The sequence below is a fragment of the Photobacterium sanguinicancri genome, assembly GCF_024346675.1.
GTDB classification, from domain to species: domain Bacteria; phylum Pseudomonadota; class Gammaproteobacteria; order Enterobacterales; family Vibrionaceae; genus Photobacterium; species Photobacterium sanguinicancri.
This window is the reverse complement of record NZ_AP024850.1, coordinates 285,940-310,160: the sequence shown is the minus strand read 5'-3', so window position 1 is coordinate 310,160 and position 24,221 is coordinate 285,940. Positions and strand designations below refer to the sequence as shown.

At 46.8% G+C, this 24,221-nt stretch carries 14 protein-coding genes, 1 tRNA gene and 4 rRNA genes; 13 read left to right on the top strand and 6 right to left on the bottom strand.

Annotation, left to right across the window (positions count from 1 at the left end; genetic code table 11):
- Positions 1-132: 132 nt before the first annotated feature.
- From OCU87_RS01520 to OCU87_RS01495, 6 genes are all read right to left on the bottom strand, one after another.
- A 16S ribosomal RNA gene (locus OCU87_RS01520) occupies positions 133-1,675 on the bottom strand.
- 358 nt (positions 1,676-2,033) lie between these two features.
- Positions 2,034-2,149, bottom strand: a 5S ribosomal RNA gene (gene rrf / locus OCU87_RS01515).
- A gap of 123 nt (positions 2,150-2,272) precedes the next feature.
- A 23S ribosomal RNA gene (locus OCU87_RS01510) occupies positions 2,273-5,165 on the bottom strand.
- 279 nt (positions 5,166-5,444) lie between these two features.
- Positions 5,445-5,520 (bottom strand) — tRNA-Glu (locus OCU87_RS01505).
- Positions 5,521-5,618: 98 nt separating this feature from the next.
- Positions 5,619-7,161, bottom strand: a 16S ribosomal RNA gene (locus OCU87_RS01500).
- The 16S, 23S and 5S rRNA genes sit together here with 1 tRNA gene alongside, the layout of an rRNA operon.
- 462 nt (positions 7,162-7,623) lie before the next feature.
- Positions 7,624-8,550, bottom strand: coding sequence for a glycosyltransferase family 2 protein (locus OCU87_RS01495; RefSeq protein WP_261857712.1), 927 nt, complete (start codon positions 8,548-8,550; stop codon positions 7,624-7,626).
- A gap of 228 nt (positions 8,551-8,778) precedes the next feature.
- Between OCU87_RS01495 and OCU87_RS01490 the strand changes: the two genes are divergently transcribed.
- The 13 genes from OCU87_RS01490 to OCU87_RS01430 all read left to right on the top strand — a co-directional run bounded on the left by OCU87_RS01490 (position 8,779) and on the right by OCU87_RS01430 (position 24,219).
- Positions 8,779-10,155 (top strand): lipopolysaccharide biosynthesis protein, encoded by a 1,377-nt coding sequence (locus OCU87_RS01490; RefSeq protein WP_261857711.1) that lies wholly within the window; start codon positions 8,779-8,781, stop codon positions 10,153-10,155.
- Positions 10,146-11,453: an O-antigen ligase family protein gene (locus OCU87_RS01485; RefSeq protein WP_261857710.1), complete on the top strand. Its 1,308-nt coding sequence runs from the start codon at positions 10,146-10,148 to the stop codon at positions 11,451-11,453. Before OCU87_RS01490 ends, OCU87_RS01485 begins: the two co-directional genes overlap by 10 nt.
- An 18-nt stretch (positions 11,454-11,471) precedes the next feature.
- Complete coding sequence (locus OCU87_RS24975) at positions 11,472-12,167, top strand: acyltransferase (protein WP_062690042.1); 696 nt, start codon at positions 11,472-11,474, stop codon at positions 12,165-12,167.
- A 2-nt stretch (positions 12,168-12,169) separates the two neighbouring features.
- The gene (locus OCU87_RS01475; protein WP_062690044.1) at positions 12,170-13,348 is read left to right on the top strand and encodes a glycosyltransferase family protein; all 1,179 of its coding nucleotides are present in this window, start codon (positions 12,170-12,172) and stop codon (positions 13,346-13,348) included.
- A gap of 70 nt (positions 13,349-13,418) precedes the next feature.
- Complete coding sequence (locus tag OCU87_RS01470; protein WP_062690046.1) at positions 13,419-13,775, top strand: hypothetical protein; 357 nt, start codon at positions 13,419-13,421, stop codon at positions 13,773-13,775.
- A 2-nt stretch (positions 13,776-13,777) separates the two neighbouring features.
- Positions 13,778-15,220: a GumC family protein gene (locus tag OCU87_RS01465; protein ID WP_062690048.1), complete on the top strand. Its 1,443-nt coding sequence runs from the start codon at positions 13,778-13,780 to the stop codon at positions 15,218-15,220.
- Between the two features lie 9 nt (positions 15,221-15,229).
- Positions 15,230-16,303, top strand: a complete 1,074-nt coding sequence (locus tag OCU87_RS01460) for a glycosyltransferase (protein WP_062690050.1) — start codon at positions 15,230-15,232, stop codon at positions 16,301-16,303.
- 12 nt (positions 16,304-16,315) lie between these two features.
- Positions 16,316-18,112, top strand: coding sequence for a sugar transferase (locus OCU87_RS01455; protein ID WP_261857709.1), 1,797 nt, complete (start codon positions 16,316-16,318; stop codon positions 18,110-18,112).
- 178 nt (positions 18,113-18,290) lie between these two features.
- Positions 18,291-18,602 carry an STAS domain-containing protein gene (locus OCU87_RS01450; protein WP_062690053.1) on the top strand — a complete coding sequence of 104 codons (312 nt, stop codon included), beginning with the start codon at positions 18,291-18,293 and terminating at the stop codon, positions 18,600-18,602.
- Position 18,603: 1 nt separating this feature from the next.
- Positions 18,604-19,383, top strand: coding sequence for an OmpA family protein (locus OCU87_RS01445; protein ID WP_062690055.1), 780 nt, complete (start codon positions 18,604-18,606; stop codon positions 19,381-19,383).
- On the top strand, positions 19,380-22,058 hold the full coding sequence (locus OCU87_RS01440) for an SLBB domain-containing protein (protein ID WP_261857708.1): 2,679 nt from the start codon (positions 19,380-19,382) through the stop codon (positions 22,056-22,058). The genes OCU87_RS01445 and OCU87_RS01440 overlap by 4 nt, the downstream gene beginning before the upstream one ends.
- Positions 22,055-22,750, top strand: coding sequence for a P-loop NTPase family protein (locus OCU87_RS01435; RefSeq protein ID WP_062690057.1), 696 nt, complete (start codon positions 22,055-22,057; stop codon positions 22,748-22,750). The genes OCU87_RS01440 and OCU87_RS01435 overlap by 4 nt, the downstream gene beginning before the upstream one ends.
- A complete protein-coding gene (locus OCU87_RS01430) occupies positions 22,750-24,219 on the top strand; it encodes a response regulator (RefSeq protein WP_062690058.1) in 1,470 nt (489 codons plus the stop codon). Before OCU87_RS01435 ends, OCU87_RS01430 begins: the two co-directional genes overlap by 1 nt.
- Positions 24,220-24,221 lie beyond the last annotated feature (2 nt).

The window sequence follows — 24,221 nt, the reverse complement described above, 5'->3', positions numbered from 1 at the left end:
AGATTGTTAAAGAGCATAACGCAAAAAGCGTTAATCAATAACCGAAGTCATTCATTAGCGCTTTCGCTATTTCTAAAACTAATTTACCAAGCAATCTGTGTGGACACTGCATCAAACAAGCAGTCTATCGTTTAAGGAGGTGATCCAGCCCCAGGTTCCCCTAGGGCTACCTTGTTACGACTTCACCCCAGTCATGAACCACACCGTGGTAAACGCCCTCCCGAAGGTTAAGCTATCTACTTCTGGTGCAGCCCACTCCCATGGTGTGACGGGCGGTGTGTACAAGGCCCGGGAACGTATTCACCGTGGCATTCTGATCCACGATTACTAGCGATTCCGACTTCATGGAGTCGAGTTGCAGACTCCAATCCGGACTACGACGTACTTTCTGGGATTCGCTCACCATCGCTGGTTGGCAGCCCTCTGTATACGCCATTGTAGCACGTGTGTAGCCCTACTCGTAAGGGCCATGATGACTTGACGTCGTCCCCACCTTCCTCCGGTTTATCACCGGCAGTCTCCCTGGAGTTCCCACCATTACGTGCTGGCAAACAAGGATAAGGGTTGCGCTCGTTGCGGGACTTAACCCAACATTTCACAACACGAGCTGACGACAGCCATGCAGCACCTGTCTCAGAGTTCCCGAAGGCACTAAGCTATCTCTAGCGAATTCTCTGGATGTCAAGAGTAGGTAAGGTTCTTCGCGTTGCATCGAATTAAACCACATGCTCCACCGCTTGTGCGGGCCCCCGTCAATTCATTTGAGTTTTAATCTTGCGACCGTACTCCCCAGGCGGTCTACTTAACGCGTTAGCTCCGAAAGCCAGGACTCAAGGTCCCAACCTCCAAGTAGACATCGTTTACGGCGTGGACTACCAGGGTATCTAATCCTGTTTGCTCCCCACGCTTTCGCATCTGAGCGTCAGTCTTTGTCCAGGGGGCCGCCTTCGCCACCGGTATTCCTTCAGATCTCTACGCATTTCACCGCTACACCTGAAATTCTACCCCCCTCTACAAGACTCTAGTCTGCCAGTTCAAAATGCTGTTCCGAGGTTGAGCCCCGGGCTTTCACATCTTGCTTAACAGACCGCCTGCATGCGCTTTACGCCCAGTAATTCCGATTAACGCTCGCACCCTCCGTATTACCGCGGCTGCTGGCACGGAGTTAGCCGGTGCTTCTTCTGTTGCTAACGTCAAACGGCAACGCTATTAACGTTACCGCCTTCCTCACAACTGAAAGTACTTTACAACCCGAAGGCCTTCTTCATACACGCGGCATGGCTGCATCAGGGTTTCCCCCATTGTGCAATATTCCCCACTGCTGCCTCCCGTAGGAGTCTGGACCGTGTCTCAGTTCCAGTGTGGCTGATCATCCTCTCAAACCAGCTAGGGATCGTCGCCTTGGTGAGCCATTACCCCACCAACTAGCTAATCCCACCTGGGCTAATCTTGACGCGAGAGGTCCGAAGATCCCCCTCTTTGGCCCGTAGGCATTATGCGGTATTAGCTATCGTTTCCAATAGTTATCCCCCACATCAAGGCATATTCCCAGGCATTACTCACCCGTCCGCCGCTCGTCAGCAAATTAGCAAGCTAATTCCTGTTACCGCTCGACTTGCATGTGTTAGGCCTGCCGCCAGCGTTCAATCTGAGCCATGATCAAACTCTTCAATTTAAAGTTTTTGATGGCTCAATGAATACTGATTGAATATCGATAACTAGAAGCTAGTCATGATATTCGAATTGACTGTGCCAAAGCTTAAGTAAACTTAAGTTTTGTATTGGTCACTCAGTTCATTGATGCCAAATTCATTGTTACTTAAAAAGTCACAATGAACAGTTTTGACTATTCATTTCACGAGTGCCCACACAGATTGCATGGTCAAATTATTAAAGAGCTTTGCTTTCAGTGCCTTAACACTTAAGCAGGAGGCGTATAATACGCTTTCTACTTTGAAAGTCAACATAAAATTCTATGTAATTCACACAAAACATTATGTTGACTCGTCTCATTGAGACAAGTCGAAATTAAAGCCTGGCGATGACCTACTCTCACATGGGGAGACCCCACACTACCATCGGCGCTATTACGTTTCACTACTGAGTTCGGCATGGGATCAGGTGGGTCCATAATGCTATGGTCGCCAAGCAAATTCGGTTTATCTTACGCCGTTGGCGGAAGATACAATCTGGGAAAATCTAACTAGTTACAATATCGTTCTTAACACGCATTCAAGCGTTTATGGAGTCCGTAAAACCCCTTGGGTGTTGTATGGTTAAGCCTCACGGGCAATTAGTACAGGTTAGCTCAATGCCTCGCAGCACTTACACACCCTGCCTATCAACGTCGTAGTCTTCGACAACCCTTTAGAGACCTTAAAGGTCTAGAGATGACTCATCTTGAGGCTCGCTTCGCGCTTAGATGCTTTCAGCGCTTATCGATTCCGAACGTAGCTACCGGGCAATGCTATTGGCATAACAACCCGAACACCAGCGGTTCGTCCACTCCGGTCCTCTCGTACTAGGAGCAGCCCCTCTCAATCATCTAACGCCCACGGCAGATAGGGACCGAACTGTCTCACGACGTTCTAAACCCAGCTCGCGTACCACTTTAAATGGCGAACAGCCATACCCTTGGGACCGACTTCAGCCCCAGGATGTGATGAGCCGACATCGAGGTGCCAAACACCGCCGTCGATATGAACTCTTGGGCGGTATCAGCCTGTTATCCCCGGAGTACCTTTTATCCGTTGAGCGATGGCCCTTCCATTCAGAACCACCGGATCACTATGACCTGCTTTCGCACCTGCTCGAATTGTCATTCTCGCAGTCAAGCGGGCTTATGCCATTGCACTAACCTCACGATGTCCGACCGTGATTAGCCCACCTTCGTGCTCCTCCGTTACTCTTTGGGAGGAGACCGCCCCAGTCAAACTACCCACCAGGCACTGTCCGCACCCCCGATTAGGGGGCGACGTTAGAACATCAAGCATACAAGGGTGGTATTTCAAGATTGCCTCCACATCATCTAGCGACAATGCTTCAAAGGCTCCCACCTATCCTACACATGTAGGGTCAATGTTCAGTGCCAAGCTGTAGTAAAGGTTCACGGGGTCTTTCCGTCTAGCCGCGGGTACACAGCATCTTCACTGCGATTTCAATTTCACTGAGTCTCGGGTGGAGACAGCGTGGCCATCATTACGCCATTCGTGCAGGTCGGAACTTACCCGACAAGGAATTTCGCTACCTTAGGACCGTTATAGTTACGGCCGCCGTTTACCGGGGCTTCGATCAAGAGCTTCGACCGAAGTCTAACCCCATCAATTAACCTTCCGGCACCGGGCAGGCGTCACACCGTATACGTCATCTTTCGATTTTGCACAGTGCTGTGTTTTTAATAAACAGTTGCAGCCACCTGGTATCTGCGACTCCCAGCAGCTTAGAGAGCAAGTCTCATCACCGCGAGGAGCGTACCTTCTCCCGAAGTTACGGTACCATTTTGCCTAGTTCCTTCACCCGAGTTCTCTCAAGCGCCTTGGTATTCTCTACCTGATCACCTGTGTCGGTTTGGGGTACGATTGCTTATAACCTATCGCTTAGAGGCTTTTCCCGGAAGCATGGCATCAATGACTTCATCACCGTAGTGACTCGACATCGGGTCTCAGCCTTAAGATAGTCCGGATTTGCCTAAACTATCAGCCTACACCCTTGAACTTGGACGACCGTCGCCAAGCCCACCTAGCCTTCTCCGTCCCCCCATCGCAGTTATAAGCAGTACGGGAATATTAACCCGTTTCCCATCGACTACGCCTTTCGGCCTCGCCTTAGGGGTCGACTTACCCTGCCCCGATTAACGTTGGACAGGAACCCTTGATCTTCCGGCGAGGGAGTTTTTCACTCCCTTTATCGTTACTCATGTCAGCATTCGCACTTCTGATACCTCCAGCAGCCCTTACAGACCACCTTCAACGGCTTACAGAACGCTCCCCTACCCAATATGAACAAGTCATATTGCCGCAGCTTCGGTGTATAGCTTAGCCCCGTTAAATCTTCCGCGCAGGCCGACTCGACCAGTGAGCTATTACGCTTTCTTTAAATGATGGCTGCTTCTAAGCCAACATCCTGGCTGTCTGAGCCTTCCCACATCGTTTCCCACTTAGCTATAACTTTGGGACCTTAGCTGGCGGTCTGGGTTGTTTCCCTCTCCACGACGGACGTTAGCACCCGCCGTGTGTCTCCCGGATAGTACTTACTGGTATTCGGAGTTTGCAAAGGGTTGGTAAGTCGGGATGACCCCCTAGCCTTAACAGTGCTCTACCCCCAGTAGTATTCGTCCGAGGCGCTACCTAAATAGCTTTCGGGGAGAACCAGCTATCTCCAGGTTTGATTGGCCTTTCACCCCTAGCCACAAGTCATCCGCTAATTTTTCAACATTAGTCGGTTCGGTCCTCCAGTAAGTGTTACCTCACCTTCAACCTGCCCATGGCTAGATCACCTGGTTTCGGGTCTAATCCTAGCAACTATGACGCCCAGTTAAGACTCGGTTTCCCTACGGCTCCCCTAAACGGTTAACCTTGCTACTAAAATTAAGTCGCTGACCCATTATACAAAAGGTACGCAGTCACCCAACAAGTGGGCTCCTACTGCTTGTACGTACACGGTTTCAGGTTCTATTTCACTCCCCTCACAGGGGTTCTTTTCGCCTTTCCCTCACGGTACTGGTTCACTATCGGTCAGTCAGGAGTATTTAGCCTTGGAGGATGGTCCCCCCATGTTCAAACAGGATATCACGTGTCCCGTCCTACTCGTTTTCACTAATAATGCGTTGTCGGTTACGGGGCTATCACCCTGTATCGCTGTGCTTTCCAGCACATTCACCTAACGCAAGACTGGCTTAAGGGCTAATCCGATTTCGCTCGCCGCTACTCTCGGAATCTCGGTTGATTTCTCTTCCTTCGGGTACTTAGATGTTTCAGTTCCCCGAGTTCGCCTCGTTACGCTATGTATTCACGTAACGATACGTGCTTATGCACGTGGGTTTCCCCATTCGGAAATCCCAGTCTCAAGTGATTTTTACTATCTAAACTGGGCTTATCGCAAGTTAATACGTCCTTCATCGCCTCTGACTGCCAAGGCATCCACCGTGTACGCTTAGTCACTTAACCATACAACCCCAAGAGGTCTGTATGTTCAAACAACCAAGGTTTTATCGTCACTCATTTCCGATCAAGAAAAATGAGGACATTGGTTTTTCGCCGGACTCTACACAAGACACTTGAATGTGTGTTGTTTTGAGAACTCGTTTTTATCATTAAAGATAAAAACTATTGTAATTCAATCATTCGATTGAATTTACTAGTCAGCTTTCCAGATTGTTAAAGAGCATTGTGTTTGTCCGTAGACATCCACTTTCTAATTACACTCAAGCGAATGTTTTTAGAAAGTGGCGTCCCGTAGGGGAGTCGAACCCCTGTTACCGCCGTGAAAGGGCGGTGTCCTAGGCCTCTAGACGAACGGGACTAAGTACTTTCTTGAAAAATCACTAATGATTTTTCACTCTTTTACATTTTAACCAAGCAATCTGTGTGGACACTGCATCAAACAAGCAGTCTATCGTTTAAGGAGGTGATCCAGCCCCAGGTTCCCCTAGGGCTACCTTGTTACGACTTCACCCCAGTCATGAACCACACCGTGGTAAACGCCCTCCCGAAGGTTAAGCTATCTACTTCTGGTGCAGCCCACTCCCATGGTGTGACGGGCGGTGTGTACAAGGCCCGGGAACGTATTCACCGTGGCATTCTGATCCACGATTACTAGCGATTCCGACTTCATGGAGTCGAGTTGCAGACTCCAATCCGGACTACGACGTACTTTCTGGGATTCGCTCACCATCGCTGGTTGGCAGCCCTCTGTATACGCCATTGTAGCACGTGTGTAGCCCTACTCGTAAGGGCCATGATGACTTGACGTCGTCCCCACCTTCCTCCGGTTTATCACCGGCAGTCTCCCTGGAGTTCCCACCATTACGTGCTGGCAAACAAGGATAAGGGTTGCGCTCGTTGCGGGACTTAACCCAACATTTCACAACACGAGCTGACGACAGCCATGCAGCACCTGTCTCAGAGTTCCCGAAGGCACTAAGCTATCTCTAGCGAATTCTCTGGATGTCAAGAGTAGGTAAGGTTCTTCGCGTTGCATCGAATTAAACCACATGCTCCACCGCTTGTGCGGGCCCCCGTCAATTCATTTGAGTTTTAATCTTGCGACCGTACTCCCCAGGCGGTCTACTTAACGCGTTAGCTCCGAAAGCCAGGACTCAAGGTCCCAACCTCCAAGTAGACATCGTTTACGGCGTGGACTACCAGGGTATCTAATCCTGTTTGCTCCCCACGCTTTCGCATCTGAGCGTCAGTCTTTGTCCAGGGGGCCGCCTTCGCCACCGGTATTCCTTCAGATCTCTACGCATTTCACCGCTACACCTGAAATTCTACCCCCCTCTACAAGACTCTAGTCTGCCAGTTCAAAATGCTGTTCCGAGGTTGAGCCCCGGGCTTTCACATCTTGCTTAACAGACCGCCTGCATGCGCTTTACGCCCAGTAATTCCGATTAACGCTCGCACCCTCCGTATTACCGCGGCTGCTGGCACGGAGTTAGCCGGTGCTTCTTCTGTTGCTAACGTCAAACGGCAACGCTATTAACGTTACCGCCTTCCTCACAACTGAAAGTACTTTACAACCCGAAGGCCTTCTTCATACACGCGGCATGGCTGCATCAGGGTTTCCCCCATTGTGCAATATTCCCCACTGCTGCCTCCCGTAGGAGTCTGGACCGTGTCTCAGTTCCAGTGTGGCTGATCATCCTCTCAAACCAGCTAGGGATCGTCGCCTTGGTGAGCCATTACCCCACCAACTAGCTAATCCCACCTGGGCTAATCTTGACGCGAGAGGTCCGAAGATCCCCCTCTTTGGCCCGTAGGCATTATGCGGTATTAGCTATCGTTTCCAATAGTTATCCCCCACATCAAGGCATATTCCCAGGCATTACTCACCCGTCCGCCGCTCGTCAGCAAATTAGCAAGCTAATTCCTGTTACCGCTCGACTTGCATGTGTTAGGCCTGCCGCCAGCGTTCAATCTGAGCCATGATCAAACTCTTCAATTTAAAGTTTTTGATGGCTCAATGAATACTGATTGAATATCGATAACTAGAAGCTAGTCATTATATTCGAATTGACTGTGCCAAAGCTTAAGTAAACTTAAGTTTTGTATTGGTCACTCAGTTCATTGATGCCAAATTCATTGTCACTTAAAAAGTAACAATGAACAGTTTTGACTATTCATTTCACGAGTGCCCACACAGATTGCATGGTCAAATTGTTAAAGAGCTTTTCTTCGTTGCTTTCGCTCTGAAGAGGTGCGCCATTCTAAAGAAATCAAGGTAAGTGTCAAACACTTTTTGAAACTTTATTTTTAAAGGCTTTCACCGTACTAACTCGTTGCTAGTCATCTCGTTTTGAGAAGCAGCTCTCCGTGTCAGTGAGGCGGCATTATAGAGATTACTTTCCTGCTGGCAAGCAGAAAATTAAAAAAAACAACCGAGCGAACAGATAATAGACAGAAGGGTTTATTCTGCCCTTTTAACCATCAATATACGAAGTATGTCACCGCCCATAGCTCGGAAATGTCGACGATTAGGTTGAGTACAACAAGCCAGTGTTTGCTGTAAGAAAGCCAATATATACGCCTGCTGACTACGGTTATACTCCGCAATACCCAACACCCAGCGACTATAACCCGCAATCAAGGCTGAAGGATGACGCTTTATCGCCCCAGTATGTCGCCATAGAATGGCTTTCATCGCTTTCAGCCGAGTCTGTTGGTCTCTGCTGATCGCACCAACACGATCAGATACATAATGACAAAGCTCTCGGTTAACAATGCCAACTGATCCTCGTTGTGCCAATTTCAACCATAAATCCCAATCAGATGCTGAGCGCAAATTCTCATCAAAACCACCCACAGCCATTAGTGCGGCTTTATTGGCAATAACTGTACTTGTTCCCACTACGTTCTCTGCAAATATAAGAGGAAATAGAGCCCCTTCAATCCGGTGGGGCTCTTTTTGATTAATGAATACATTAAAACGCGGCCAAAAATCAAAGCAGCCAATGATTTTAGATCCTTGCTCTGTGACATGCTGATAATCGCTAAAACTGAAGGTTATCTCCGGAGACAATTGATGTAAGGCTAATTGATGTCGTAGTTTAGCTTCCATCCAATAATCATCTGCATCAAGAAAGGCAATAAGTTCGTGCATGCAATGAGTGATCGCCAAATTTCTTGCAGCAGAAGCTCCAATGCGCTGGCTGTGTATGACTTTGATATCGTCTTGCGTTAACAGCCACTCACGAGAGCCATCTGTCGAACCATCATCTACAACAATAATCTCAGTCTTCATCCCTTGAATTCGAATACTGTCAATGGCCCGAGGTAACGACGATAAACAGTTGTAGTTAGGAATAACCACACTCACGCCGATTTCATTATTCATACCTATCTCCTCACTTACGTCATAAGTATCTCCAACCTTATGCAATCTATAAGCCAGCAGACTTGTGGCATCAAACTTGTATCTCCCCCAGGACAGATTCACTTTACATACGATGCCGTTAGTAAGTCCTGCGCATGATCTTTCGTAATTTAGATTTGCCCCTCATCTTGAGGCTCAACTTGCAATACTAACTGCATTTTGCGATTAACTTAGAATTAGGTCGACGCAATGAATGCACCTTTAACCGTACTTATTTATGGCATAGCCTTAATCACAAGTAAGTTAGTTGGCTTATTATTACAGCCTTGGGTTACCCAATGGTTAGGCACGACAGAGTATGGTCGACTAGATGTATTAATTACATTAATCACGTGTCTATCGTTAATAGTCACTTTTGGTATTCCAGATGCGCTCTGTCGCTTTGCTCATGACAGCGCGATAAAAAGAAATGAATTATTAAGTGGCGCTTTAGGCGTATTGCTTCTTATCTGCGGTGGATCTTCGCTTCTATTCATTACAAACATCACCACCATCCAAGACTGGTTACCTGGGTCACCTCCGCTGTTCTCCCTTTATTGTTTAGTGGTTAATTTATGCTTAAATGCGGTTTGTACCGTCCCTTTAACTAAGTTACGTCTCGCCCACAAGCCCAAACAATTTGTCACCGCATTACTGCTCTTCTCATTTAGCCAAGCAATATTGATTGTATTGCTTGCGCCACGCTACGGCATCAACGGCATTATGGCTGCAGGGCTTATTGGCCAATTTATTCAACTTATCTACCTATCCCCTCATTTACCTCGCCCTGGGCTCTATCATTTAAAACGCCTAATACGTTATGGGCGAGCAATCACCCTTGCCGGACTATTGGCTTTTATGACATTAGGCATTGAGCGCTGGGCAATAGCCGACATGCTCAGCTTGGCTGAATTAGCCACTTATGCGATCGCAATGCAGTGGGCCATGGCGGCAAGTCTTCTACTTGAACCTTTGGGCTTGTGGTGGTTCCCGAAACGATTCAGCTTTATTAATTGTTCAACAGGAATTGCTCATGCAGCACTCGTCAGTATCAGCGCTTGCCAATTAAGCAGCCTAATTGCTGCAGGCGTCATCACTATAGGTCCGATGTTTCTAACGTATTGGCTTCCTAATGATTTTCATGCAAGCGCTGATATTTTACCGATATTGGCCACTATGATGATGCTAAAACAAGCATCAACCTACTTAAATATGGGTTGCTATCAGCAAGAGGATGGACGAAGTGTTCTATTGATTAATGTGATAAGCGCTATCGTTGCTATCACTATCATTTTTTCTATATTTCCCATATGGGGGCTGTCCGCCTTATTAATTGGAGGAGTCAGTGTCCAATTGCTTCGACTCGCTCTCTTTTATACATGGAGCCAAAGACTATTGCCGCTCCCTTACCCCAAAGTGCGCTTACTCATTAGTTATCTTTTTATTATCTTGCTACTTATTGCCCATTACTGGGGCTCGTTCAGCATCAAGTGTCTAATCACACTCATGCTAATGTCATCGGTTATTTGGCCATGGCGAATGACTTTATGGCAACAAACTCAAGTCATGAGGCGCTCATGGCTATAGCAAAGCAGCAATTACTCGCCTTCATTTGCAGTCTCTTGTTCGTGATCGCTTGGTACAAACAAGGCAATATCGTGCTCGTTGCTGGCGTGTTGTTTATCTTACCCTTTGTGATAAACCAAGCCTTTTGGGTGTGCTTAGGATTTATCATCTTTTCATACTTTCGGATTCACGAAGCCTTCCCTGTACTTATGCCTTTCAAAATCCCTCAGCTGCTAGCATTGGCAAGCTTAGCAGGGCTATTCTGGCAACTTTGGCTAAGTCGCGACAAACTTGAATGGCACCCTTTGCAAACCTATCTTATCCTTTTTAGTTGCTGGGTCTTGGTATGTTGCTTCTTGGCCACCAACCGCGCAGAAGCCTTTGCCAACTTCAATGGTAATTTCATCAAGATCCTTATCATGGTTTTTGCGATTGCTTGGCTACCCACCCAATTAAGCCAGCTTAAGATTGTGCCTTTCTTCTTACTCATAAGTGGACTTGCGATTGCTGTGCTCGCCATTATGAATAAAGCCAATGGCATAGGTTTAGTGGAAGGCACACGTGTCACCATTAGCCGAGATATCGGCTCGATGCTCGGCGACCCCAATGATCTCGCGTTAGTTTTACAATTTCCTGTCGCCTTCGCACTCGCCTATACCTTCAATGGAAAAGTCTGGCTACGCGCATGTTGCGCTGTGATTCTCGTCATCTTAATCATCGGGGTGATCGCAACACAAAGTCGTGGCGGATTACTCGGCATTGGTTGCGGTATCTTTACCATTCTCGTGCTCAAAAGCCGCTCGTTTGTTTTACCCACTATCATCACTGCGATAGGGGGTATTGCACTTATTGCACTCGCAGGGATCAGCGATCGCGCATCTGGTGGCGCTGCAGAATCTGGGGTCGATGAATCAGCGATGGGGCGGATTTATGCTTGGCAGGCAGCATGGCGAATGGCGCTCAATCATCCATTTACAGGTGTCGGGCTTGATAACTTCTATTTTAACTACTACCTCTATTCCCCCCATTGGGATGGTAAAAACCATGCTGTACACAGTACTTGGCTCCAAATACTGTCCGAAACGGGTTTTGTCGGGTTGGTACTATTCCTGCTTATGGTTATAGGTGCCCTTAGGTTGAGTTATCAGTTACTGCAACGTTTATCTCAACACTATATGGCCCCCTTTGCACAAGGGTTATGGCTGGGACTGCTGTCATTTTGTGTCGGTGGCACCTTTCTTACTCAAGGCACGACCTGGCCGATTTATATTTTAATCGCCCTATTACTCGCTTTGCATCGGCTAACTAAGCATATTTAATTATTAAGGAGAGGCACTATGCGTGCATTACTAAAACAACACTTAACGCCAGTCCAACTCTCTAAATTAAAGCACAGTGCTCGCACTTTCCGTGGTTATGCTTTCCCTGTGATCCCATTTTTCCACGCTAGTCTTTATCAGTGTCACCTCTCGCTCAAAAACCTATTTGCTTGGTGCTTACAAAAAGGCTATTACACGCCACTTTTTCTATCACAAGTACTCTCCCGCCCTACACAACTTCAATTGTACTCAGGGATGCCGCAAATCTTAGGGCAACTACATATCACCCTTGGCGATGACTGCCGTATCTCAGGGATCTCAACCCTGTGTGGCCGAGTGTGGGGAAGTAAAACGCCAGAGCTCATCATTGGTAAAAACGTCGATATTGGCTGGCAAAATACCTTAGCTGTGGGCCGCAAGATTCAGATTGATGACAATGTTCGCCTAGCTGGAAAAGTCTTTCTCGCCGGATTTCCAGGACATCCACTCAATCCTCATGACCGAGCAGCGGGCGAGCCTGATTTAGCGCATCAAGTGGGGGATATTCATTTATGCCGTAATGTCTGGTTAGGAACTGGCGTTATGGTGATGGCTGGCGTGACCATTGGGGAAAACAGCATCATTGCTGCGGGGAGTGTTGTCACAAAAGATATCCCTTGCGGAGTGCTCGCTGGCGGTAATCCAGCACGTGTCATCAAACAACTGGAGTACTGAACATGGAATTTGTTGTTTTTGGAGAAGACTGGGGACGCCACCCATCCAGTAGCCAACATATTATTTCGCAACTCATTCACGCCTACCCAGTGACCTGGATTAACTCGATAGGACTGCGCCAACCCAGCCTTAACTACCGTGACATTATGCGAATAAAGGAAAAGGTATTCGCCAAGTTCAACGCCGTAAAACACCACACACCTTCAGCGGTTAACACTATACAAAACCACCAGCAAGCAAATCCACAACCCGCCCAAATCATTCAGCCCTTAGTTTGGCCACTGGCACAGCATGCTTGGTTGAAAATATTAAATAAATTGAGCCTACAACGGCAGCTGCCTAAAAAGTGTTATCAACGCGTTATCTGGACTGCACTACCAAGCGCTATCGATCTCCTCTCTATCTGCGACAGTGACTTAGTCATTTATTACTGTGGCGATGACTTTTCAGCATTAGCAGGAGTCGATCATCAAGCCACCGCGGCTGCCGAGCAACGCTTAATGCTTCGCGCTGATTTAGTCTTCGCTTGCAGCCCGATGCTGCAAGCAAAATTGCAGCAACTGAATCCACAGAACCCAGTTATATTGCTGCCACATGGCGTTTCACTTTCGCAATTTGCGACGCCTCAATCCGCACCAGCCAATATCAACCTTAAGCGAACGAGCATTGGCTTCTACGGCAGTATCGATCAATGGTTAGATCAACAATTGCTAAGAGAGCTCGCCATAAAGCGGCCGCTTATTAACTTCTATTTACTTGGGCCCATTAATACGGATATCTCCGCACTGACTGATCTTAACAATATTCACTTACTCCCAGCCCAACCGCATGAGCAACTTGCACGCTATCTACAGCACTGGGATATGGCAATCCTACCCTTTAAAAACACACCACAAATCCAAGCATGCAACCCTTTAAAATTAAGAGAGTATTTAGCCGCAGGTTGTCCCACTATCAGCAGTGACTTTCCTGCAACACAGCCTTATCGCTCTGCCATTAAAACAGCCACCACAACCGAGCAATGGCTACAGGCTATTGACCACTACAGCCATTGGGGGCGAATCGAGCGCAATCACTACCAAACACAAACGCGTCAACTGATAGCCGCTGAAACATGGCAAGTCAGGGCGAAAGAAGTGACAGATCGCATATCTCATCAGCTAAAACACAAAGTAAGTTAATCAAACGACAACACGGCACTTTTTTTGCTACTACTGAGAGAAGGATATTCGAATAAATAAAGGATCAAGTATGCCAAGCACAACCAAACACATCTTACGTGTTAGCTACTTAGGGTTGCTATTACTGAGTGGCTGCGCGACAACCACACAAACAGCTCAGCAACTTGAGATCTTTTTTAGCCCAGAGCAAGTCTCACTCAATGTTGAGCAACAACGTAAGGTCCAACAATTTTTTGAGGATAATCCCTACCACCAGCTTGCGGCTTATATTGCCCCTGCGAATCTCAACAATCCTTTTGATTCGCTACTACAAAGCCAAAAGCGGATGCAGGCAATCAACAAAATATCCTCAGCGAAAAACATACCTTTACGCACTGAATTCGCCCCCAAACAACAACCTGATACCGTGCTACTCAAGAGGCTATAACAATGCGTTCTAAGTTATTTGCCCAACTTTATCCGTTACTGCTGGCCTTGTGGAAACATCGCTATTTAGTGGTGATCCCAATGATCGTCGTGCCACTTTTGATGACCGCAGGCAGCATGGTAAAAGCCAAGCGCTACTACGGGAAGACAACCATCCTGGTACAAGAAACTGCTATGCTAAATCCTTTCCTAGAAGATCTTTCTATCTCAATGAATTTAAAGCAAAGGATCAAAGCATTACGGGTTTTAATTCATAGTAAAAGTGTACTGGATGATGTCGCGGTTCAATCAGGCTTGGCCGGCGCGCAAGATCCAGATGCCATTGCTTATTACTGTAAGATGATCAATCAGCAACTGAGGCTGGAGCTCATTGGTAATGACGTGGTTCAACTCGGTTTAACTTGGCATGAACCCCAAGAGATCCCTCTTATCCTCAATACAATATCCACCGTTTTTCTTGAAAAGCTTCGCGCCCCAGGACGCGCATCAATCGATAACTCTGAAGTTTTTCTACAGCGTCAACTAACAGCCACCCAACAAGATTTAGAGGCTGCTGAAAAAGAGCTTGCGATATTCAAGGCTAATAATGCGGATAACTTGCCCCACTTACAGGGTTCTAATATTCAAAATGATACGCAGCTTAAAACCCTGATTCGCGATACTGAGCTCAAGCAGCTTCATGCTAAATCCCAACGTGACAACTTATTTGCACGCCTCGCCAGTACCAACCCCGTTATAGGGATGATGGAAGAAAAAATCGTCCTTGCGGAAGCAAAGCTCGCCATCTTACGCGCCAGCTACACCGACAAGCATTCATCGGTAAAAGCATTATTACTTAAACTGAATCGACTCAAGCAAGAACGTGCAAGGTTAATGAATTCGCAGCAATCGTTGACTCAACAAGAGATCAGTCAACTTTGGCAGCGTATCGCCAGCCACTCTTCATCCAGTGATAGCAAATCGCAACCCATTTTACTCAGTCAATTTGAGAAATTACAGCAAGCAGAAAATCAAATACTGGCACTCGATGAAGAATTAAAACTACTAAACAAACAAGCCGATAACGTTAACATGATGCGATCTGAATACGCAGAGTTGGAACAACAGCTCACCACGCTACAGCGTAATCATGATGTAAAGTCTCGTATTTACAACCGCTTATTTGAGCGCTTTGAAATGGCAAAAGTCACAGGTCAACTAGGGCGATTTGAAGAACCTGACAAACTTAAAATCATTGACCGCCCGAGCGTACCGACCCAACCACTCAATTGGCCTTGGTGGCTCAACTTTTGCTTAGGTATAGCTGGAGGGCTTGGGCTTGGATTGTCGCTCGCTTGTGTAGTGCAACTCTTTGATACGCGTTTATACCAAAGTGCACATATTAGTCGACTCACGAATGCCCCCGTGCTTATTCGTATTCCAAATTTTCAACATACTGCTAATTAGGGAGTCACTATGGATCATGTCACCTTGCAAGTCGTTCAGCATCTTCATCCTGGTGGCATTGAACACCTGGTGTTAAACCTATTGCGCTTCTCTTCACCAGGCTATAAGCAGTATGTGGTAGCGCTTGAAGGCAACAAAGTCGACGCGATTAAAGCATGGCCTGAACTGCTTCCTTTTAAAGACCAACTTTTTTTCCTGAACAAACCCACAGGAAAAAGCTTCACGACCGTGATTAAGCTACGTCACTTGATCCGTAAGCTGAAGGTCAAAGTGGTTCACTCACACCACATAGGCCCACTCTTATATAGCCGTCTTGCCACTATCACAACCTCTATCCGTCACATCCAAACCGAACATGATAGTTGGCATTTGCAAAATGCGAAACAGCGTCGATTAACCAAATGGTTATTAAGTAGCAACAAAGTACAGTTGGTCGCAGATGCTCCTCGTGTTGCATTACAGCTTGAACGAATGCTTGGTCGTCCAGCAGATCACATCATCCTCAACGGTATAGATACCAACTACTTTTCACCCGGGCATCAGCTTTTTTCTCGTCAGCACTTATGCCTCCCTCTCGATAAAATATTAATCGGCTGTGCTGGACGCTTAGTCAAAGAAAAGGGGCTTGATATTGCGATAATGGCACTTACCCAACTACCTAACGATCATCACCTTGTGATTGCCGGACAGGGCCCTGAAGAATCCGCCCTCAAACAACTCGCCTCACAATACCAAGTAAGCCATCGCATTCATTGGTTAGGCTATTGCAGCAAAATGCGAAACTTCTATCGTGCTATTGATCTTTTTTGTATGCCATCACGACAAGAAGGATTACCACTGGCTTTGCTTGAAGCCCAAGCCTGTGGCAAAAGTGTGGTGGCGACAAAAGTGGGTGGGATCCCTGATCTACTGTGTCCACTATCAGGAATACTGGTTGAGTCAGACCTCCCTCAACTGTTTGCCAATGCATTAATCGAAGGGTTGAAACACAATAAAGAAGTCAGCATTCACAATGCACGGTTTGTACGTGACTGTGCCGATGTGAGAACCATGACAACCCGTTATGAATCATTAGCTTTTTAGCAAAGGAGCGTAATGATGTTGTGGTTTATCGTTATATTTCTAAGCATCTTGATTATCTATCATCATATTGTGTACACCGCGGTAATGATCCGTTTAGGTAAGTATCACACCGATGATCGATCCACTTCGCCGGCCGCTTCTCACCATGACGAATACCCGAGTATTGCTTTAGTCATGCCCGCTCATAATGAAGCCAATTATATGGCCGCCAAACTGGCGAACATATTAATGCTCGATTACCCTGCAGAAAAACTTAGCGTCCATATTTGCTGCGATGGCTGTAGCGATAATACCGCTGAGATCATTAAAGAATGGCACCCCAAATTTGAGCAAGCGGGGATTAAGCTAGAATGGACAGATAAAGCAAACAACCGAGGTAAGCTTGCACGTCTGAATGCCTTGATGGCGCAAGTGTCCACCCAATACGATCTTATTGCGCTCAGTGATATCTCTGCACTTATTTCTATTGATGCACTCACTCAGGCTGCCCACAGTTTTCAAAACACTGAAACCGGTGCTATTACCAGTTGTTACCTACTCGCAGATGCGACTGAAGGGGAAAAGCAGTATTGGCAATGGCAAAATAAAATTCGTCACGCTGAATCCCAACTTGGTAGTGTAATGGGAGGCAACGGGGCTTTTTATATTATGCGCGCCTCCCTGTTTACGCCCTTGCCAGAAGACACCATTAATGATGACTTCATGTTGCCTATGATGGTGATAAAACAAGGCTACAACGTTCTCCTCAACCAAGACATAAACAGCGTAGAAATTTCACCATCAACAGACCAGCAAAACCACCAGCGTCGTCAACGCATTGGGGCAGGAAATTTGCAACAACTGATACGCTGTCGATTCTTATTTTCGCCAAAACAAAAAAAGCTGGGATGGCTATTTGGTTCAGGTAAAGGGCTTCGCACTGTCATGCCTTTCATTTTGATTGGCTATCTTCTTGCAACCAGTGCACTCGCTATCCAAGGATCGTTACTGGCGGGCCTGCTTGTCATTGGCCAACTCAGCGCCTACTTCCTCGCAGTGCTGCCAGCCTGGGGGGTTAATCAGAAGCACTTGAGTAAATGGCATTATTTAGTGGGCGGCTATTACTCTTCGCTGTTTGGCATGGTGCGTTATCTCAATGGTCAATTTAAACAAGGTTGGCGCCACCTACCACCGCTCTACGACTACCAGGCGCGCTCAACACAATGCTGTAAGCGTCTCAGTGATCTCGTATTAAGTTTTATAGGATTAGTGCTTACTTTGCCGCTTTGGCCTGTGATCGCACTGCTGATTAAGCTCGATTCAAAAGGCCCCGTTTTCTATCGTCAACTGCGAGTCGGTCAAATCAGTGAACAACACACGGACTTATTTGAAGTCATTAAATTTCGCACTATGACTCATAATGCCGAGCAAGATTCAGGCGCAGTATGGGCACAACAAGACGATCCAAGGATCACCCGTATCGGCCGATTTTTACGTGTAACACGATTAGATGAACTACCACAATTTATCAATGTCATTAAAGGCGATATGGCACTGATAGGGCCACGCCCTGAGCGACCACAACTTTGTGGCGATTTGCAAAATGCATTGCCATTCTACATAGAACGCACCGTGGGTTTACGCCCTGGGATAACTGGGTTAGCACAGGTCAGCCAAGGCTATGATCGCTGTCTTGACGATGTAAAAGCCAAAATAGCCTGGGACCATGCTTATGCCGCCGCACTAGGCTCGCCGTGGCAATGGCTAAAGATGGACACGTTTATCATATTCAAAACCATTCTCGTTATGGTGACTAAACGCGGCCAATAATCGTCACGATCACGACATATCCTCCCGTGCTCACCTTCACCCAGCAATTTGGCATATAGCTTGAATAGACATTATTACCCTAATGGAACAGGAGTAATCTCATCACGCTTGTTCCTCTCGATACACACATGGCCATCACACAGAATCACAACGCTGATGGCACTATAAAGAGGTTAATATGCCAAGTATGACTGAATCAGTAATCGCACTTTCTCTGCAGGATGAATTCGATGCGCATGTTGCCAAGCAGATGGAAAGCCAGTTAGAAACCCTGAGTAAAACCGAGCTATCTGAGCTCGTTATTGACATGACCAAGGTACAATTTATTGACTCCTGTGGAATTGGTGCCATTGTTTTCTTATACAAGCGGTTGAAAAGCCGCGGCAAAGCGTTACGCCTACTTAACGTGAATGGCCAACCTCGCCAGCTGATAATAATGTTACGGATTGACAAGGTGATCCCGCTGATCACCACAGCGGAGCTGCATTAATATGATCAGATTATCTCTCGTTGTGACCGCCCTCATGCTTAATGGGTGTTCAAGCTGGCCTGCCGCAGGAGAAAATCCTTATTCCCCACCAGAAACCGATCAATGGCATGAACTTGAGCATCATGATTTTGAATTACAGATCCTGGCAACCCGCGGGGCAAAATCTTGTCTTCCCGGCCAATACCGAACGTTAGAAAATCTCTATAGCAAAGCACGTCAAGAAGCGAAGGCTGGCTTTGATGATGATGCCGATATCACTCTTCTGCAATATCAAACGCAATTTGCCAAAATCCAACAGCAAATGGACTGGTTGGAATACCATACCTTATGTTTAAACCCACATTACTCCGAAGTAGAATTGCGCGATAAATTCTTAGTCTTAATGAAAATAGACAATCAGTTTGCCTTTAACCGCACTCAGTTACTGCCAGACTATCAGCAAGCCCTGCGCCGCGCCGCCTCAATACTCAAACGTCAGAACCATTGGCACCTTCAGCTGACTGGATTCACCGACACTCTCGGCACTGAATCTTATAACGACGACCTCGGTATGCGCCGCGCTGATACCGTCAAACGCTTCTTAATTGAGCTAGGGGTTGAACCTAAGCAAATCGCCATCTTTAGTGCAGGAGAAAAAACTTCAGTTGAAGATCCAACATCAAGAACTGAACGTTTGAGTAACCGAAAAGTGGAAGCCGTGGTTCTAGTCGAGCATCACACCCGTTCGCAGCATCGTGTTTACTCGCTGCAAGATTGGCATGCAGTGAAGGAGTCATTATGAGATTCCTGCTGTTGATCGTATTACTCATCTTCCCAGTTATGGGCGTGCAAGCCACGACCTTGACTGCAGGGGATCGCGTATACCTTCAGCTACCAGGCGAAAGTGATTTTGAGGATCCTTTTACTATCGACGATCAAGGGCAACTTTTACTTCCTGAAGTGGGGCTCGTCGCCGTCGCAGGATTAACGGTTCCACAAGCAGAGCAAAAAATCAGACAGCTCCTCCAGGTGATCTACCGAAATCTAGATGAATTCGAGCTGCGGATTATGGAACACCTCTTGCGGGTAAAAGTTCTCGGCTATGTTGAAAAGCCAGGGATGGTCTCATTAAAAACAGACAGTAATGTTCAAATGGCACTCGCCGCAGCGGGCGGTGCGAGACCCGGCGCACAGCTAGATCAGTTCAAGTTAATCCGCGGCGATAAGTCAATTGTGTTTGACTACAAAGCCTATCTTGATGGTAAACAAGCACAACCTCTGCCCGCTTTAAAGGGGGGGGATACGATTTTCGTACCTACCTCGCCACTACTTGGCAACATAGAAGTGAATTTTGATGCCGCCTCTTTACGCGAGGGAGGCGATGCCGATGAGGCGCAAGGACTCACCATTTTTGGTGAACTCCGCAATCCTGGCACATTCAGCTATAAGCCCGACATGACAGTGGTTGATGCCATTATGCGAGCCGATGGCGTGACTCGATATGCCGATGTAACCAAGATCCGAGTGATCACCGATAATGTTCCCTATCAATTCGATCTTAAAGCCTATTTAGACAGTGGCGATACCACTAACCTCCCCCCAATCAAGCCTGGTACCACTATTTTTGCGCCAATAGAAGTTGAAGATATTAATACCACCTCTCGTACCGTCTATGTCATGGGGGAAGTACAAGCTCCCGGCGCCTATGAAAGCAGTGCTGGTACAGGGTTTATCGATGTACTCGCCAACGCAGGCGGCCCAACCCGCTTTGCTGATACCACCCAAATCAAATTATTGAGCAATACCAAACCCGCTATTGCGATTAACTTGGTGAAATACACCCAAGCACCCGATCAATACACCCTGCCGACAATGATGCCAGGCGATGTCATTTTCATTCCCGAGAAAATTGATTTTAATGAAAAATCTTGGCTTAAAGTGACCAATGATCGTGCCATCAAGATCATCGGAGCCGTCAACAATCCTGGACGTTTTGAGTGGAATGACACCATGAGTTTCATGGATTTACTCGCACATGCTGGCGGACCAAAACAACAAACCAACCTCTCGAATATTCGTATTGTGCGCGAGAGTGCAGCCGCCGATGAAGCGAGAATAATCACCTTCAACTTCGAAGATTTTACCCAAAAAAACAAACCAAATAGCCAACTTCCTCCGCTTCAAGCGGGTGATACCATTATCTTCGATGAGCTCCCACACGACCCTAGCGATAATAAAGCCAGCTGGTTACGTCAATCAGCACAAGACTCTATCTATATATTTGGCCAGGTCGGTGCTCCTGGCCGATATGCATTCAACAACGATCAAGGGTTTCTCGATATTCTCTCTGCTGCCGATGGCCCAACAGGTGAAGCCGATATTCAAGAAGTACTGATCACTCACCGTGACGGAAAAACCACCAAAGTCAGTCGCTTTAACTTGGCACGTTACTTTAAGACAGGTAATGAAGCCCTGCTCCCCAAAGTGGTGGCTGGCGATGTGATTTTCTTACCGCAAGTTGATGCTGTTGCCGATACAGACGCAGTCAAAGTCATCGGTGCGGTTAAAGCACCTGGCCGATTTAATTGGAATGCCAGTATGACATTCCTTGATGTACTCGCGATGGCTGGCGGCCCAACTAAAGAAGCCAATATCACCAACATTCGTATCATTAAAGAACACCGTCAAGCACAAGAGAATGTCCTTTATTTCGATCTCGATAACTTCATTACCGAAGGGGGCAGTTTTGCGGGGCTTCCTCGGCTAGCGACTGGCGATACAATCGTAATTGACGAATTACCCCATGATCCGACCGACAACAAATCTAGTTGGATCCGCCAATCTGCAGATGACTCTATTTACGTCTTTGGCCAAGTCGGCGCACCTGGACGCTACGCCTTCAATCGCGAATTAGGCTTTCTCGATATTCTCTCAGCGGCTGATGGCCCTAACGGCGAGGCCGATCTTCGTCAGATCCGCATCAGTCACCGCAGCGGCAACACCAGTAAAGTCACCAAACTGAATCTTTCGCTGTATTTTGAAACAGGCGATGAGACGCTGATCCCCCGCGTGGTACCTGGCGATGTTATCTATGTCCCTAAAGAACAAGGTAACTGGCTAGATAAACCCGCAGAACGGGTGGTTCGCCTGATGGGTTCAGTCAATAAGCCCGGCCGCTATGCCTTTAATAATCAAATGAATATCTTAGATCTATTAGCCGAAGCTGGCGGCCCCAAAGATACCGCTTATATCGAACGCATCATGATAGTGAATACCTCTTGCTGTGGCGATCAAGCACAGACCTTCGATTTACGGGGATACGTCAAAAATCCAGGCCAATCCCCCTTGCCATTGTTGCGGCCTGGCGACACAGTTTATGTACCTAGTGAAGATGACTCGACCGCTTCACAACTTCGTCAAACACTCCGCGATGCACTCGGCATCGTCACTTTGGTCGTATTAGGAGCTGCATTATGAAGCCGTGGCTAAGTCAGGAATTTGACCAACTATTTCAACAAATCCATCAGCGTCAATGCCGTATTATTACCTTTGCTGGTGCCAGTTCAGGCTGTGGCACCTCAACGCAAGCCTATTGGCTGGCACAACGTTTATCCGCCGATCAGCCGAAGACATTACTGATCGACCTCGATCTTGCTGGATCAGGTCAAGGTTACCCCAAAGCCGATTGGTCGTGTCAGGCTGCAGACTTTTCCAAACACATCAGAGTGTTAAGTGAAGAGCTCGATTTACTACCTCAGCCTCAATCACAACAAACAATTTTAGAGCTGCGCCAACCACAAATACTCGCCGCAGCGGTTAAGCAATGGCTTGATGACTATCAGTACATTATCTGTGATGTAGGCAATATCAATACAGCCAATTGGCGAAATCTTGCTATTGCCTCTATCAGTCATGCAAGTAATGGCACTATCTTGTGTATTGCTGCGGGTAAAACAACCGAAAGCGAAGTGCTCGCAAGTGTCCAGCGACTTGAGCAAGGGAATGTAGATTTAATCGGGACCTTAATTAACGATCAAATTAATCCAACATTGGCAGAAGAGATACGACGGGTTATGGAAAATAAAGCGAAGTGGTTACCCAAAATAATGAAACAGCAAATCAGAAACTACTTACAAACCAATCCATTATTACAAGGTAAGTATCAGTAATGGATCAAGTATTGCTGCAACGCCGCTTTCAACTTAACTACTCGACACTAAGTCATATTCGTAGTCTTTTCACTGATAAAGCAGCAGCGCTAGACATTAACCCTACTCGTTTACAGCAATTACAACTCGTATGTAGTGAATATAGTACTAACTTACTGAAACATCCTCCACAGCCACCCAGCACCATCACAATTCGCTACGGAAGAAACAAGCAAGGAGACTGCCTAGAAATTCATGATAATGGTTCACCATGGGAGGAGCTGAACGCAATGATCAACGCAGCTGATCTCCCCAATATGTTGAGCGAGTCAGGTATGGGGCTTGCTATTATCAAAGCTACCTTTGCTGATTTTGATTACCGAACATCAAACGATACCAATATAATTACGTTTTACCTGTCTAATCAAAAGCAAAAACAGCATCTATTAATTGTTGATGACAGCCAAAGCCAGTTGAAGCTATTAGCGCACTTCCTTGAAGATAATTATCAGCTCACTATTTTTAGCCAAGCAACAGAAGCAATTGAATGGCTGACTCATAATCATTGTGACCTTGTATTAACTGATTTTCACATGCCTATCATGAGTGGGATTACCTTCCGTGATCACGTCAAACAGCAACGAAGACATGCAATATTACCTTTTGTCTTTATCTCTGGTGACAGCTTAGCTGACAGCATAGAACTGGCAGGACAATCAGCCATTGATGACTACTTACTGAAACCAATCAATAAACCTCATTTACTCGGCGTTATCCAGCGAGTGTTAGAAAGGCATCAGCACCTTACGACTCAATACCAATTACAATTCGAGCAACAGCTAGCTTTATGTCTTCCGCTACCTATACGTCAAACAGAAGTAACCCACTGGCACATCGAAATCAGCCAACAAGCAGAAAACAGTGGAGACTTTGTAATGCAACATAGCCTAGCTGACGGCACGACGTTAGTCATCTTAGGTGATCACATGGGACACGGTGCTATAGCGAAAGCCAATGGCGCAGTATGGCTAGGTTATATTAGTGGGCTGTTGGAAAATGATGACATTAGTCCGGCCCAGCTTTACCAGCACCTCAATACTAGGCTGTATCTAAGCCAATCACAGCATCTACTGTGCTTAATGCTGATCCATTTACAAGAAGATGGCCAAGTTGCGTGTTTCAACGCGGGTATGCCAGCACCTTTGTATTGTTCACAAAAGCAAAGCGATGAGATTCAACAAACTTCTGGATTGCTGGGGCTATTTGATGAAATAGATGATGAGCCATGGCTAAACACATTGAGTTCAGGTGCCAGCATCCATTGCTATAGTGATGGTCTAGCGGAATCGGAGTGGAATAAGAAAGCTCTTAGGCTATTAACAGATCTTACCCCCGAACAACGCCACCAAGAATTGTGGCAATACAACGCCTCCATGACTGCCGATGATAAAACGTTAGTTAGCATTAGCTACTGCCATAGCCACCACTAAAT

Coding starts and splice junctions, on each gene's coding strand:
- OCU87_RS01495 (WP_261857712.1), bottom strand. CDS start 8,550: ATGAATAATGAAATCGGCGTGAGTGTGGTTATTCCTAACTACAACTGT.
- OCU87_RS01490 (WP_261857711.1), top strand. CDS start 8,779: ATGAATGCACCTTTAACCGTACTTATTTATGGCATAGCCTTAATCACA.
- OCU87_RS01485 (WP_261857710.1), top strand. CDS start 10,146: ATGGCTATAGCAAAGCAGCAATTACTCGCCTTCATTTGCAGTCTCTTG.
- OCU87_RS24975 (WP_062690042.1), top strand. CDS start 11,472: ATGCGTGCATTACTAAAACAACACTTAACGCCAGTCCAACTCTCTAAA.
- OCU87_RS01475 (WP_062690044.1), top strand. CDS start 12,170: ATGGAATTTGTTGTTTTTGGAGAAGACTGGGGACGCCACCCATCCAGT.
- OCU87_RS01470 (WP_062690046.1), top strand. CDS start 13,419: ATGCCAAGCACAACCAAACACATCTTACGTGTTAGCTACTTAGGGTTG.
- OCU87_RS01465 (WP_062690048.1), top strand. CDS start 13,778: ATGCGTTCTAAGTTATTTGCCCAACTTTATCCGTTACTGCTGGCCTTG.
- OCU87_RS01460 (WP_062690050.1), top strand. CDS start 15,230: ATGGATCATGTCACCTTGCAAGTCGTTCAGCATCTTCATCCTGGTGGC.
- OCU87_RS01455 (WP_261857709.1), top strand. CDS start 16,316: ATGATGTTGTGGTTTATCGTTATATTTCTAAGCATCTTGATTATCTAT.
- OCU87_RS01450 (WP_062690053.1), top strand. CDS start 18,291: ATGCCAAGTATGACTGAATCAGTAATCGCACTTTCTCTGCAGGATGAA.
- OCU87_RS01445 (WP_062690055.1), top strand. CDS start 18,604: ATGATCAGATTATCTCTCGTTGTGACCGCCCTCATGCTTAATGGGTGT.
- OCU87_RS01440 (WP_261857708.1), top strand. CDS start 19,380: ATGAGATTCCTGCTGTTGATCGTATTACTCATCTTCCCAGTTATGGGC.
- OCU87_RS01435 (WP_062690057.1), top strand. CDS start 22,055: ATGAAGCCGTGGCTAAGTCAGGAATTTGACCAACTATTTCAACAAATC.
- OCU87_RS01430 (WP_062690058.1), top strand. CDS start 22,750: ATGGATCAAGTATTGCTGCAACGCCGCTTTCAACTTAACTACTCGACA.